The organism is Bacillus basilensis (assembly GCF_050630465.1).
GTDB classification, from domain to species: domain Bacteria; phylum Bacillota; class Bacilli; order Bacillales; family Bacillaceae_G; genus Bacillus_A; species Bacillus_A basilensis.
Genome location: NZ_JBNTQO010000007.1, coordinates 195,664 through 209,619, shown reverse-complemented (window position 1 = coordinate 209,619; position 13,956 = coordinate 195,664). Strand labels below are relative to the sequence as shown.

The window sequence follows — 13,956 nt, the reverse complement described above, 5'->3', positions numbered from 1 at the left end:
GATAATAAAAAACTATATGGAAAGACCGCATTTTGTATAAAAATATACCTTAAGTTGATGGATGTGTGGCTGTACCCCTATTAAGCGGCGAGTCATAGTCGATAGTGAACTTCTGTCATATTTATAAAGAACAACAAAAATTGAGTGGGATACGGCTGGATTAATAGCTATGTCATAAAAACCATGACATTTTGACACTACCGTATGTGACAGAAAAACACTTAGTATCAAAGAGCAGTTTTTAACGCATTAACAATAAATGAGGAGGGGAGATTTTCATTGTGTATGATAAAAATATAAAGAGGCATGAAAGGGGAAACAGGTATGACCTATTTATGAAAAACAAACCAGTAACAAGAGTGTTTTAAGGAAAAGAAGTAATTTCTAGGATTAACATACATGTGGAAAAAGAGGAATTTACCGTTTGTTACGACACAATAGCGTTTGTGAAAATAATACTGAGTATGATAATTGCAAATCCATTTTTGTCCATTTGTCTTTGGTTAAGATGAAAGCTGTGTGACTAGTATAAAACAACAAATAACTACCGATAAAATATGAATAGAGGAGAGGAATATCTTTATGAAAAAACATTGTCAGATTACATCTACAGGTTTAGTCCTTTTAATGACTGGAAGTTCTTTGTTATACACAACACCAAGCTCAATTGTAAAAGCAGAGTCTGATCAAAATGTATCTAGTTCGTTACAAACAAATACTCAAAGAGATCGTACTTCCGTCAAGAAAGCAATGCGGGATACACTACAACTTGGATACCCAGGGATACTCGCCAAAGTTTCAAAGGATAGAAAAACATGGAGTTATGCTGCTGGGGTAGCGGATCTGATCACCAAGAAACCAATGAAAACAGATTTTCACTTTCGTATTGCCAGCGTAACGAAGACGTTCACCGCAACGGTTGTACTTCAATTAGCTGGAGAAAACCGCCTGAATCTAGACGACTCCATCGAAAAATGGTTGCCTGGTGTCATTCAAGGAAACGGATATGATGCTAAACAGATTACTGTCCGTCAGATATTGAACCATACAAGTGGTATCGCTGACTACGTAAGGTCAAAAGAAGCTGATCTTTTGACGAATACAAAAAAATCGTTTACTGCTGAAGAACTAGTGAAGATTGGACTTTCACTGCCCCCAGACTTTGCCCCAGGAAAGGGCTGGTTATATTCAAACACAGGATACGTATTACTTGGTATCCTTATTGAAAAAGTAACCGGAAACAGTTATTCGGAAGAGATTGAAAATCGGATTATTGAACCACTTGAATTGTCGAATACATTTCTACCTGGCAATTCAAGCGTTATTCCAGGCACCAAGCATGCCCGTGGATATTTACAACCAGACGGAGCAAGTGAGCTAAAAGACGTTACTTATTATAACCCAAGTATAGGTAGCTCGGCTGGAGATATGATTTCTACTGCTGACGACTTAAACAAATTCTTCTCTTCCTTGCTCGGTGGCAAATTACTGAAGGAACAGCAACTAAAACAAATGCTTACTACAGTTCCTACAGGATTTGCTGAAATCGGCAGATATGGTCTTGGAATCTATGAAACTAAGCTTCCAAACGGTGTCTCAATATGGGGACACTCAGGTGGCATTCCAGGGTTTAGTACTTTTGCTGGAGGCACACTTGGAGGCAAGCATACATTGGCCGTCAATTTGAACAGCCTTAAAGCTGATAGTACCGATCCTTTTAAAAATATTTTACTTGCTGAATTTAGCAAGTAGGCAAAAAGGAAAACCGGATAAATTTTGTCATAGTTTTTATAGTTAAAAATAAACCTTTCTGGTTCAAAAAAACTTATTCTAAAAAAATTTGGGGATTTTGGAATTACGGAGGCAAGCCAATGTTATTAAGCTAATAAAACAAAATACTCTCTAAAATAAAAAAATACGCTATTCTTTCTGTAGAATCATAGAAAAGGATGGCGTATTTTTAAACTTGGGGTTAAAGAAAGTTCTTAAGTTGATGGACATGTATGGTGACCCCTACAAGCTGAAATAAAGAATTAACTTTAAAAGTAGTTACCTAACAAAATATAGATTTGAATCATCTTTCTCAATGTCTAAAATAACTTAACGTGGTAAAATAATATTGGATGTGATTCCAATACATATTATTAAAATTAAAGTGGTTCAAGTCGGAGGAAGGCACCTAAGGGTGTCTTTTCTTTATTTTTAAAAGGACCTGCTCAATTAATGCCTAAAAACATAAGGTATATTAAATCCGTTAAATACATGCGTACACCCTTGTTTTCTCCTCTTATTAAAGGAGGTTCTATTGTTATGGGCTATGGTGGTAGTTGCGGCGAAGGCTGCGGTTTTGCTGGAGGATTTGCTTTAATCGTTGTACTCTTTATACTGTTAATCATTGTTGGAGCTTCTTGCTTCTGCTAAAAAACTATCGGAAAAGGCACTCTCCTATGGGTGTCTTTTCTTTTTCTCAATATAAGAGTTATAAATGCATGCTATAATTTTAATAGAAATTCCCTTTTGTGCAATGAGATAGAAATACCCAACCAACAACCCACTGTTACGGAAATTCAGTGGGCTTTTCTTTTGTTTTTACATTTGTTATAATTTCCTTAAAGGTATTTCAATGTTTCTGTACGTATATAATAAAAGAAGAGATGCGTCAACATCTCTTCAAGTAACTGCTACCGCAAGGTGAGTGGTTGCGACTAAATACTACTTTTTAGATTTAGAAGACTTCCCACGCTTGCGAGGCTGACGGGTGGTCTTCTTCTTTTTGTATTTAGAAGTAATCTTCTTAACTACGAAAACCACAAGTTCTCGTACAATCGTCTTAATTACCTCTAATACTATTTGAAGAAATAGATCCATTGGCTACACCTCCTTTCCCCATCAAATGAGAAAAGGACAGTCGTAACCACCCACCGTACAATATACAGTTGTTCTTATTCTATCATACTAGTACAATCTCACCAATATAAAATAACCCACCTATTTCCGTAGGTGAGTTCCATGTGATTTTGCACTTGTGCTCAATTGATTATAACAGAAACCCCTGATTATCGTTATATCTCTACACCAAAAATTTCACGTACTATATCCGATGTGTAAAACCAAATTCTGCAATAGGGCCTATTCTACCAGTCCCCACCATAATAAAAACCCCCTAAATAGGAGGTTCGCTAAATTAATATACAAGTAGGGGTACCGCCACATCGCTATCAAGCTAAGAAAGGTAAATGCCCCCAAAACGAAAAAAATGAGCTGAAAGCCCTTAAATAGCTATTTAGAGATAAAGTGATGTTTTAGGAATCTTTAAAATATTAACTTGGATAGCATATGTACTACCGACAAAACGTTGATATTGTGTATTATCAAGATCTAAAGTATAAATATCCTTACGAAGTATAGAAAAGTACATATTAAACATGAACTATATGTACTCTCCTTTTATCAAATTAAAGAATTTGATAGATTAAGGATATGAGGCATAATCAATCTACTTTCTAATAATAATTGTATAGTTTATATATTAAGGTGGTTTTTTACTTTTATTAGATAACTTATACTTAATGGTTTTAAAAAGGTTACACATCACTTGTATACTAAAGTCATTTATCTTATTCGGTATTTAATGTCCACAATTGTACTCTATTTTTAGTTTCGTATATTTAAACTCTGTTTGGACAAGAGAATCTTCTAATCTTCTTGACGAGGAGACAAGAGCAAATTTTGTAATGCTTTTCCAAATAAATTTAAGGGCATATGTTCTTCGCTAATATAATAACATAGGGAAATACCATTTTCTAATGAAAGAATAGTCCATGCCATTTCGTTAGCAGATAGAGCAGATTCATTCTCATTCTCTTTTGACATCAATTTCTCAATAGCTTTGGAAATTTGTTCTACCGATTTGGTTATCATATTTGACCATTTATGGCGTACCGATTCTTCACGCATCGCATAAAGGAGAAATTCCATGTTAAGCATGCTCCATGTTCGATTTTTTTGTCTACTTGAAAGAGAATATTCATCCAAAATTCCGATGAATTGTGATAATGAATGCTGTTCTTCTATTATTTGATGGATATTATGCACGTGTAAACGCATTTGTTTTTCCAATATGGCTAGAAAGAGCTCTTCTTTGGAATTAAAATGAGCATAAACGGCTCCCTTACTAAACCCGGCATACTCTGCAATTTTATCAACCGAAGCTCCGTGAAAGCCTAATTGAGCAAAGACCTCAACAGCTGATTCTAAAAGTAATTGCCGTGTTTCCTTTTTTCTTTCTTCCTGAGTTAATCTTCGTTTGATCATTTCTTCTCCTCCGTATCTTGACAATTATATCATATAGAACTAATATACCATATAGTATATAAATTCCGTTTGGTATTTAAATTACGGAAGGAATCTATGTATTAAATAATCAGCAATAATGTCATTTTAGATTAGATTATGAAAATTATAGACAATCTAGTAAAAGGAGAGACGAGAAATAATGCAAAAGATAGATCCCCTTAAAATACCAAAACAGACTCCAGCAAAAATTTTAGCACAAACAGTTAAAACCGGGATTATTAAATCAAACCTGATTCCAATGTTTGCTGGATTGACATTGGCATTATATACATATCAGATTAGCTTGTTTGAGAAACTCCCAGAAATAATATTTGCTTTGATTGGCTCTATTTTAGTAATGGGTGCAGCAGGAGCTTTTAATAACTTGTATGATCGTGATATTGATTCTATTATGGAGAGAACAAAAAATAGACCCACTGTGACAGGAGAAATAAAACCAAAAGCTGTATTATGGCTAGGCATTTTAATGACCATCTTGGGGTTGTTTTCCCTTGCATTAACAACTCTGCTAGCAGCATTCTTAGGATTTTTAGGCTTATTTTTTTATATTGTCCCATATACAATGTGGAGTAAAAGAAGAACAATTTATAATACGGAGGTTGGAAGTATTTCAGGAGCAATGCCCCCTCTTATTGGATGGGCTGCTATTTATCCAGACATTACACATCCTGCTATTCTTGGTCTTTTTGTGATTACAGTCATTTGGCAAATGCCTCATTTCTATGCCATAGCTATTCGCAAGCACGATGAGTATAAGGCAGCTAAAGTTCCTATGCTTCCAGTAGTCAAAGGTGTTAAAAGAACATATTTGCAAACTAATATTTATTTAATCATTTTAATTGCAATGAGTTTCCTATTCAGTTCTTTAAGCCTCGGCCTTACGTTAGTAGCACTTCTTTTAAGCATTTTATGGCTCATCTTAAGTATCTTCGGCTATAAAAAAATGGATTCAGAGAAATGGGCAAAATCAATGTTTGTTTATTCCCTTCTGCATATGACTATCTTGTTTTCGACTGTAATTATATATTCCCTTATGGGTATTTTTTTTGATTTATAAAAATTATAATTTTGTAGTCATAACACGAAAAAACACTATTCTTTCGATAGAGTATAGGAAAGGATAGTTTTTTTGAAAAGAAGACATCGATTAAGATGTCTTCTTTTACTTGTATACTTGGTGTTAAGAAAGTATTAAATTGCTTAAAAACCAAAAAAAATTTAACAATCATCGAGTAAACTTATTATAGGGGGTACCGTCACATTACCATCAAGCTAAAGTTTCGTGATGCCCCAAAAACAAGAATTTTGTACATTTTTACTGTTTTGGGGTGTTTGATTTTTGTTAGGTTGATAGCTATGGAGTAGCACCACATCGCTATCAACCTAAGGTTTTAATATATCCCTCTCAATGAACATTTACTTTTTCTACAGGTAGTTCCTTTGAAAAGTCAGCTTGATTTTTCGTTTTGAGGGCGTTTATTTTTCTTAAGTTGATGGATGTGAAGTACCTCCTTAGGTTAAATAGATTTCGGCTTAGAAACAAGTAATTTTAACAATGTTCGGAGTAAATTGAATCTTTAACAATTAAAAGACGAAAAAAAGAAACATGGAAGTGGAAAACTTCTGTGTTTTTTCAGTTAATACATTTATTGGAAAATAATTTGCGTTTTCGGAAACAGATGCTCCTTCTATCTTATTATAGAAGCTATTTTGAACGTAAGAAATTTGTAAGTAATGGATAAGAAAAAAGAAATTTTTATTGTGTAGGATAAAAATATAAAGAAGAGTGAAAGGGGGATTAGGTTTGGTAAGATATATTTAGTAAAAAAAGAGGGGTTCACCGTTTGTTAGGACAGACTGACGTTTGTAAAAATAATCATTATGAAGATCATTACGAATACCATGTTGCCCTTTAGTCATTGGTAGAGATGATAGCTGTGTGGTTAGCATGAAATAGCAAGCAGCCACCTATACAATATGAATAGAGGAGAGGAATTTTTTATGAAGACACGTAGTCAAATTACATTTGCAAGTCTTGCCCTTGTAATAGCTGGAAGTTCCCTGTTATACACAACACCAGCCTCAATTGTAAAAGCAGAGTCCACTGAAAATGTATCTAGTTCGTCACACACAAGCACTCAACGAGATCGTAATTCCGTCAAGCAAGCAATGCGAGATACATTGCATCTTGGATTCCCGGGGATACTTGTTAAAACCTATGAGGGTGGAAAAACGTGGGGTTATGCCGCTGGGGTAGCGAATCTGAGCACCAAGAAACCAATGAAAACAGATTTTCGCTTTCGTATTGCCAGCGTAACGAAGACGTTCACCGCAACGGTTGTACTGCAATTAGCTGGAGAGAATCGCCTGAATCTAGACGATTCCATCGAAAAATGGTTGCCTGGTGTTATTCAAGGAAACGGATATGATGCTAAACAGATTACTATCCGGCAGATATTGAACCATACAAGTGGTATCGCTGAATACTCAAGGACAAAAGAAGCTGATTTTTTTAAGAATAGAAATAAATCGTTTACTGCTGAAGATCTAGTGAAATTGGGACTTTCGCTGCCCCCAGACTTTGCCCCAGGAAAGGGCTGGTCTTATTCAAACACAGGATACGTATTACTGGGTATTCTTATCGAAAAAGTAACTGGAAACAGCTATGCGGAAGAGATTGAAAATCGAATTATTGAACCACTTGAATTGTCAAATACATTTCTACCTGGCAATTCAAGCGTTATTCCAGGCACCAACCATGCCCGTGGATATTTCCAACCAGACGGAGCAAGTGAGCTAAAAGACATTACGTATTATAATCCAAGTATAGGTAACTCGGCTGGAGATATGATTTCTACTGCTGACGACTTAAACAAATTCTTCTCTTACTTGCTCAGTGGTAAATTACTGAAGGAACAGCAACTAAAACAAATGCTTACTACAGTTCCTACAGGAAGTGCTGAAATCGTCGGATATGGTCTTGGAATCTATGAAACTAGGCTTCCAAACGGTGTCTCAATATGGGGGCACTCAGGTGGCATTCCAGGGTTTAGTACTTTTGCTGGGGGTACACTTGGAGGTAAGCATACGTTAGCCGTCAATTTGAACAGTTTGGGAAAAGCTGAAAATCCTGATCCTTTTAAAAATATTTTACTTGCTGAATTTAGCAAGTAGGAAAAAAGGAAAAATTTAACGTAGTTTTCATAGTTAAAAATATACTTTTCTGGTTCAAAAACCCCAACTTATTTTCAAGAAAAATTTGGGGCTTTTTTTGTTTTGGTGGCGTTTATTCTTCTTAAGTTGATGGTCACGTGGAGTTACCCAATGCCCATCAACCTAACAGAGCAGGTTAACCCCAAAACGAAAAAATGAGCTTTGTTGCTATAAAATGTACAAAATTTTCGTTTTGGGGGTACTTCAAAATCTTAGCTTGATGGTGATGTGGTGCTATCCCTATATTCAGGTTTTTTGATTGCTATAACAATAAATGCAAATAGCAGTACCATGAAACCAAGTTGAATATACTGTCTAGTTTGATTAGAGATTACACTTCGAATCCAGTCTGAGAATATCGCAAGTCCTGCACATAATACAATAAAAATCAATAAACCAATCCCTACAATCGCAGGTACTCCTTGGAATGGATGAGGTAAACTTATTTGGAAATCCATATCATTTTCCTTTCTTTAAAATCACTTTATATTAATAATACATTATATTTTCTGTAAAGAAAAGACACCCAAAGGTGCCTTTCTCCGACTTGAACCACATTCATTTTGTATAAATTTATCCGTATTATCCCTTTGTTATACGTGTAAACACATCCTATAAAACAGAATCGTCTATATACACCAGATTGTTAGTTCACAAAGCACAAGAGATTTGAGATCAGTAATAGAGTGAAGGCATATCTTTTATAATGGTTGATATGTTACGTCTTTTAAAAGAATCTGCTTTATAGAACGTGTCCACAATTTATATTTTACTACATGTAATATTCATTTAGTGTGAATTTTTCATATATGTATAATTACATAAAGTTTATGAGAAATAGAGGGTATAATTTGGTATTGTGTAATAAAGATAAGGCCCACCTACGGAAATAGGTGGGCTTTTTTATTGGGTACTACTATCTCATTGCACAAAAGGGACTTTGCATTAAAATAATATCATATTCTTAAAGTTGTTATATTGAGAAATAAAGAGAAGACACCCAAAGGTGCCTTCTCTTGTTGTGGTAAATAAGAAGTAAGGTTTCCATTTTAACTGAAAAAAATAGAACAGGTGCTTAGATTTTATCACGATTTTTTTCTAAATGAACATGCATTATTACATATCACAATAAATCCCTCTATTTTCCATTCGACAAAATAGATTATAAATATTGACAAAAATTAAACAAATATTTCTACAAATTCAAAATATTTACAAAAATCACCAAAGTGATACATTTAAGGTGCAAGTTATAAAAAATATTAAGGGGGAATTTTTATGTTCAAGAAATTAGTAGTAGGAGCATTAGCAACTGGTATTGCATTGACAGGGGGATCGGGGCAGCGTCAGCGAGTACAGAAGGTGTAGATAGTACTAAACAAGTTGCACCAACAAAAGCATTAATTGCGGACTATTATAATAGTGAATATGATTTTTGGTTCCACGATGTTTCTGGGCAAAATATCTATAGAACTTATGACTTCTATAGTTCTGATGGCTACTTCGCTAATTCTTTTTATAGCGAAGGGAAAACGTGGTATTTTAAAGGTATTACAAGGTACGATGGATATGGCGGTGCATATGGTCACTATGAGGCAAGAAAATAAAGTTTTGATAAAAAAGGCACTCAAATGAGTGCCTTTTTCCGACTTGAACCACTTTAATTTTAACAATATAGTGCTAAGTTTAAAAACTATAGGGATTTGTAAGTAGTTTTTACGAAATTATGAGTGTTTTTTATTCTGTATTTCAATAAGTTTTTCTTTAATCATTTGTATATAATGTTTTTTTTCGGTTAGTTCAAATATAAATAATGCTTTTTTCCAGTTATAAACAACATCTTCTACATTGTGTTGTTTAATCTTTAATAAATACTGACCTTTTAAATAGAATAATTCACCTAATAGGTATAAAGTATTTAGATTAATTGCTAATTTGATGCCCTTATCAATGTATTTTATTGCCTCTTCATGTTGATATGTGGAGGCCAAAGTTTTTGCTAAATTGAAAATGATTTTTAATTTAATTTCTTTATCTCTAGGAAAATCTAACTTATTAAAATTAGTTAAACATTTTCTTAATATATTAATGCTTTTTTCATATTCTTTGTTTTCAGCATAAAATATAGCCATTGTCTGCATAATATCGATTTCTCTTTCTGATAAACAATCAACATTCGTTACAGTTAGTTTTAATCCATTATTTAAAAGAGTTAAAGCAGTTTTTGTTGATCTATTCACCTCAAATATAGCAATTGCTTCATGCCATATTAGAAATTGTTTCTCTTCTTTTGTTTGAAAATTATTTAAGTATTTCTCTTTTTTTACTATTTCATAAAGTTCTTTATATTGTTTTTGTTTTAGGCAATCTTTTATTACATGTTTTACATTTTCTATATATTTAATTTTTTTGTTTTGAGTTAGTGCAAATATATTATTTGGATCAACACCAAGTCTTTCTGATAATTGATATAACAATATGCTAGATGGATAAATCACACCTTTTTCGATCTTGCTAATTTGGCTTTGTGAACATATTCCATGACATAATTCGGATTGAGATATATTTTTTTTCATTCGAAGTTCTTTAATGGTAATACCCAAATCGTTAAATTCCATTTTCTACACCTACTATTTAGCGCTTTATTAGCGTAATATTATTTAATCTTAATGTAATGTAAAATTAATGTAATTGCAATTATTGTTTGTTGTAAAGGTCTTATCCTTTCTATAGGAAGATGAGGCTTTTTATGCATAAAAAAAGACCCCCTAAGGAGCCTTCCTCCGACTTGAACCACTTTAATTTTAATAATATGTATTGGACTCCCATCCAAATATTATTTTACCATGTTAAGTAATATCTGGGTACCGCCAGCATTTTTGAAGAAAAACACGCTAAGCAAAAAAATACAATAAGTTGTCCATATGGAAGTTGATTAATATTAGCTTATTTGTCTTATAAGTTAAATCGAGAACAATTAGATCCCAAAATATTTCAGTTCTTTTTGTATGTTATTTCAGGCAAACCTCTTTCGTTTTTTAAAGAAGTTCTTTGGTTCGTTTGAAGATAATCTCCAAAGAACTCGTATATCCTGCGAGTGTTAGAGTAAGGACTTGAACAAATTCCCAACCATCCTCAGCATGTTCTATAATAATACGCTTATAATCTTCTTTGGGTTGCCCTTTCCATCCATCAATTTCGACTTTCACAAATTTATAATCATACATATTCTTCCACCCCTTTTTCCCTAATTGTACCATTTAGAAGAAGCGATGTATTGTACTTTTTTGACTGTATACTCTATACACGTTTGGTTAACATAACGTCTCAAATTATCGGTAGCAAGGAAAAGGGGGGAATCCTATTCTCACAAGAGAACCTTCTTTTTTGTTCTATGGATCTATGCATTTTTTTATACATTCTTATCCTGGTGCGGTTGTAGGGTTCTTGTCTGTTATTGGATTAACCGAAAAACTGTATAAAATCTTGTATACTCTTAGCGTGGTTTTTCCCGAAATACTGGCGGTACCCCATGCTCATCAAGCTAAGATTATATAAGTTTAATTTCACTTGAGATTTTTTTCTTTTTTCTAAAAATCCAGTATAAGCTCTTTAAAGTTTTGCATACCAAATAAATGAGCTCTATTTTCAAGTTCACAACACTTATTCCTTATTAAGTAACTCTTTTTAGAGGTAATTTTGCAACTTGCTTCCGAGTTCTAAACCCTAATGCAATAGCAGCGCCAATACAGCTAGAAAAACAACCAGCAAACAAATACAATGATGGATCTGACTCACCGATTAAAACGGAAGCTATTCCTCCAATTACCGGGAAAAGTGCAACCATATAGCCACTTTGAGCTCCTCCAATTTTTTCTACAAGCTTCAAATAGAATAACCATGCTACAAATGAAGCAACCAGAGTTAAATATAACAACCCAAATAAATATGAAAACGATGTTGGAAATATAAATTCTTGTCCTTGAAATAATACAATTACTCCCATCAATATACTGCCCACTGTAAATCCAATGGCATTTGCATAGATAGGATTCACTTTGTGACTTGCATTTCGTGCCGAGCTAGCATCACCTACTGCTGTAAGAAACGTACCTAAGATCGCAACTATAATTCCTTTTATGTCATTGTACCCTTGAAAGTTGTTCAAGTTCGGATAGATGAGAATACATACGCCTAATACACCAAAAATCCCCCCAAACAAAACGCGTGAATGTAACTTTTCTTTTAAAAAAATCCGAAGGGTAATCGGGGTCAAAATCACCTTTAATGAAAAAATCAATGTTACGATTGCTGCAGAACTCAAAATTGTGGCGTAATAAAGGCATAAATAGCTTAATGCAAAGTTACATACACCAAAAACTATTACAAATGGGATATCTTTTCTTGTTGGCATCCCTCTTGGTCGAAGGAACCAAACAAGTATCAAAAATAAAAAAGCTGTCATAACTAGACGATACGTTAAGGATAATTCTAAGCTGACAGGAGTTCCTTGAATTTTTACCGCAATAAAGTTGAGTCCCCATACAATCAAACAAAATATGTACATAAATATTGTCATAAGTTTTCTCCCAAATTCAATTTTTTTCTAAATTTATTATTCATTTATACCGTCATTTATAAAAGGTACAGTTTATAATAAATACAAATGACAGATGAGGTATTACAATGATGAATGAACTAATATTTAATATCAATCGAGAAAGCAACACTCCTATGTACCAACAAGTTTATCAATACATACGTACTCAGATTCTATCTGGTAAATTAGAAAAGGATAGCAAGTTGCCATCGATTAGACAACTTGCTATCCAATTAGAGGTCAGCAGAAACACAACTCAAGTAGCCTATGAACAACTGCAATCGGAAGGATATATTCGAAGTGAGAACAAAAAGGGATTTTTTGTAGAGGCTACTATATCGGATGAGATACTTAATTATGAACCCATTAGAGAACAGCATCATGAAACAAATCATGCTGCCATGAATACCATTGACTTTAAAATTGGGACAGTGGATCAAGAGAACTTCCCTTTGAAAAAATGGAGAATGCTTACAAATAAAATCATTAAAGACTCTAGCATGTTTTCATACGGAGAAAAACAAGGCGACATTAAATTAAGAAAGGTACTAGCAGATTACTTGTTTCAATCAAGAGGAGTTAATACTTCTGCAGAACAAATTATTATTGGCAGTAGCACACAGCACTTGTTATTACTTTTGTCGTTGTTGCTAAAGCAAGACTATCATTATCTGGCAGTAGAAGACCCTGGATATAATGTGGCAAGGGAACTTTTTGTTCTTCAATCATTTATCATTGATCCAATCCCGGTAAAAGAACAAGGCATTCAAGTCGATCTCCTTTTAAAATCGCCTTCTAGACTTTTATATGTCACTCCTACTCACCACTTTCCATATGGAGTGACTATACCCGTCAATGAGAGATTAAAGTTAATTCAATGGGCAAAAAGGGTGGAAGGATATATTATTGAGGATGATTATGATAGTGAATTTCGATACATCCATCAACCTATACCGTCTCTTCAAAGCTTAGATTCTAATGATAGGGTGGTTTATTTAGGAACTTTTTCAAAAGCACTACTACCCTCTATCCGTGTCAGTTATATGGTTTTGCCTAGAAGGCTAATAAGTGAATATAAAAAGATACTCCCTTTGCTTGAGCAAACATCCTCATCTATCCATCAGCGAACACTGGCGACCTTTATGAATGAAGGATATTGGTACTCACACTTAAGGAAGATGAAAGCTTTGTATAAACGTAAAATGAAACTATTGAATAGGGAATTATTAAAACATTTTAAGAATTATGTTGAAATAAAAGGTGGTAGCTCTGGAATTTTCGTTATTATTGAAGTGAAAACGGAAATGAGTGAAAAAATGCTAATTGAAAGGGCATATGAACACGGAATTGTAGTTTATCCTTGTTCAAAATATTTCTCGAAATATACACCACGATATCCGCATATTCAACTTGGATTGGGTGATTTATGTGAAAAAAAGATAATAGAGGGAGTTTCTCAATTAGCAAAAATTTGGCTGTAATCTTGATTTTTGCATTCTTCCTATTAGGGGTCATTGTACATGGCCGTCAAGTTAAGAAATTAATTGTTCCCCAAAAGGAAAAAGTGAGCCTAATACCCTTAAATAGCTGTAACAAGGTGGGGAATTCGTTTTTGGGTACTTAAAAAACTTAAGTTGATGTGCATGGGGTTGCAATAAATCTTTAGCTTGATAGCGATGGGGTGGGGTCCCTATTAAAAAAAGGCACCCTAAGGTGCCTTCCGACTTGAACCACTTTAATTTTAATAATATGTATTGGACTCCCATCTAAATGGTGTTTTACCATGT

Annotated in this window: 10 protein-coding genes and 1 pseudogene; 6 read left to right on the top strand and 5 right to left on the bottom strand. The window is 33.8% G+C overall.

The window, feature by feature from the left end; all coding sequences use genetic code 11:
• Nucleotides 1-582 precede the first annotated feature (582 nt).
• Complete coding sequence (locus tag ACQVV1_RS16565) at nt 583-1,752, top strand: serine hydrolase domain-containing protein (protein WP_431169172.1); 1,170 nt, start codon at nt 583-585, stop codon at nt 1,750-1,752.
• A 558-nt stretch (nt 1,753-2,310) separates the two neighbouring features.
• On the top strand, nt 2,311-2,421 hold the full coding sequence (locus ACQVV1_RS16560) for a YjcZ family sporulation protein (RefSeq protein WP_088092097.1): 111 nt from the start codon (nt 2,311-2,313) through the stop codon (nt 2,419-2,421).
• Nucleotides 2,422-3,696: 1,275 nt separating this feature from the next.
• Here the strand turns inward: ACQVV1_RS16560 and ACQVV1_RS16555 are convergent.
• Nucleotides 3,697-4,314 (bottom strand): TetR/AcrR family transcriptional regulator, encoded by a 618-nt coding sequence (locus ACQVV1_RS16555; RefSeq protein ID WP_242253916.1) that lies wholly within the window; start codon nt 4,312-4,314, stop codon nt 3,697-3,699.
• A 181-nt stretch (nt 4,315-4,495) separates the two neighbouring features.
• Between ACQVV1_RS16555 and cyoE the strand changes: the two genes are divergently transcribed.
• Both cyoE and ACQVV1_RS16545 read left to right on the top strand, forming a co-directional pair.
• Nucleotides 4,496-5,413, top strand: a complete 918-nt coding sequence (gene cyoE / locus ACQVV1_RS16550) for a heme o synthase (RefSeq protein WP_242253917.1) — start codon at nt 4,496-4,498, stop codon at nt 5,411-5,413.
• A gap of 944 nt (nt 5,414-6,357) precedes the next feature.
• Nucleotides 6,358-7,530 carry a serine hydrolase domain-containing protein gene (locus ACQVV1_RS16545; protein WP_242253919.1) on the top strand — a complete coding sequence of 391 codons (1,173 nt, stop codon included), beginning with the start codon at nt 6,358-6,360 and terminating at the stop codon, nt 7,528-7,530.
• A 251-nt stretch (nt 7,531-7,781) separates the two neighbouring features.
• Here the strand turns inward: ACQVV1_RS16545 and ACQVV1_RS16540 are convergent, their stop codons facing one another.
• Nucleotides 7,782-8,027: a hypothetical protein gene (locus ACQVV1_RS16540; RefSeq protein WP_242253921.1), complete on the bottom strand. Its 246-nt coding sequence runs from the start codon at nt 8,025-8,027 to the stop codon at nt 7,782-7,784.
• 820 nt (nt 8,028-8,847) lie between these two features.
• On the opposite strand from ACQVV1_RS16540, the pseudogene ACQVV1_RS16535 reads away from it, so the two are divergent.
• Nucleotides 8,848-9,176: pseudogene (locus ACQVV1_RS16535) on the top strand (LCI fold-containing protein).
• A gap of 117 nt (nt 9,177-9,293) precedes the next feature.
• On the opposite strand, the gene ACQVV1_RS16530 reads toward ACQVV1_RS16535, so the two are convergent.
• The 3 genes from ACQVV1_RS16530 to ACQVV1_RS16520 form a co-directional block, all read right to left on the bottom strand.
• Nucleotides 9,294-10,187, bottom strand: a complete 894-nt coding sequence (locus ACQVV1_RS16530) for a helix-turn-helix domain-containing protein (protein WP_242253923.1) — start codon at nt 10,185-10,187, stop codon at nt 9,294-9,296.
• 420 nt (nt 10,188-10,607) lie between these two features.
• A complete protein-coding gene (locus ACQVV1_RS16525) occupies nt 10,608-10,796 on the bottom strand; it encodes a DUF4177 domain-containing protein (RefSeq protein ID WP_242253925.1) in 189 nt (62 codons plus the stop codon).
• A 446-nt stretch (nt 10,797-11,242) separates the two neighbouring features.
• Nucleotides 11,243-12,148, bottom strand: coding sequence for a DMT family transporter (locus tag ACQVV1_RS16520; protein WP_336376717.1), 906 nt, complete (start codon nt 12,146-12,148; stop codon nt 11,243-11,245).
• Nucleotides 12,149-12,258: 110 nt separating this feature from the next.
• Here ACQVV1_RS16520 and pdxR point away from each other — a divergent pair, with 110 nt between their 5' ends.
• Complete coding sequence (gene pdxR, locus ACQVV1_RS16515) at nt 12,259-13,650, top strand: MocR-like pyridoxine biosynthesis transcription factor PdxR (RefSeq protein WP_431169176.1); 1,392 nt, start codon at nt 12,259-12,261, stop codon at nt 13,648-13,650.
• The last annotated feature ends 306 nt before the right edge of the window (nt 13,651-13,956 follow it).

Excerpts from the sequence above, each read along its gene's own strand:
- ACQVV1_RS16565 (WP_431169172.1), top strand. The coding sequence starts at position 583 with ATGAAAAAACATTGTCAGATTACATCTACAGGTTTAGTCCTTTTAATG.
- ACQVV1_RS16560 (WP_088092097.1), top strand. The coding sequence starts at position 2,311 with ATGGGCTATGGTGGTAGTTGCGGCGAAGGCTGCGGTTTTGCTGGAGGA.
- ACQVV1_RS16555 (WP_242253916.1), bottom strand. The coding sequence starts at position 4,314 with ATGATCAAACGAAGATTAACTCAGGAAGAAAGAAAAAAGGAAACACGG.
- cyoE (WP_242253917.1), top strand. The coding sequence starts at position 4,496 with ATGCAAAAGATAGATCCCCTTAAAATACCAAAACAGACTCCAGCAAAA.
- ACQVV1_RS16545 (WP_242253919.1), top strand. The coding sequence starts at position 6,358 with ATGAAGACACGTAGTCAAATTACATTTGCAAGTCTTGCCCTTGTAATA.
- ACQVV1_RS16540 (WP_242253921.1), bottom strand. The coding sequence starts at position 8,027 with ATGGATTTCCAAATAAGTTTACCTCATCCATTCCAAGGAGTACCTGCG.
- ACQVV1_RS16530 (WP_242253923.1), bottom strand. The coding sequence starts at position 10,187 with ATGGAATTTAACGATTTGGGTATTACCATTAAAGAACTTCGAATGAAA.
- ACQVV1_RS16525 (WP_242253925.1), bottom strand. The coding sequence starts at position 10,796 with ATGTATGATTATAAATTTGTGAAAGTCGAAATTGATGGATGGAAAGGG.
- ACQVV1_RS16520 (WP_336376717.1), bottom strand. The coding sequence starts at position 12,148 with ATGACAATATTTATGTACATATTTTGTTTGATTGTATGGGGACTCAAC.
- pdxR (WP_431169176.1), top strand. The coding sequence starts at position 12,259 with ATGAATGAACTAATATTTAATATCAATCGAGAAAGCAACACTCCTATG.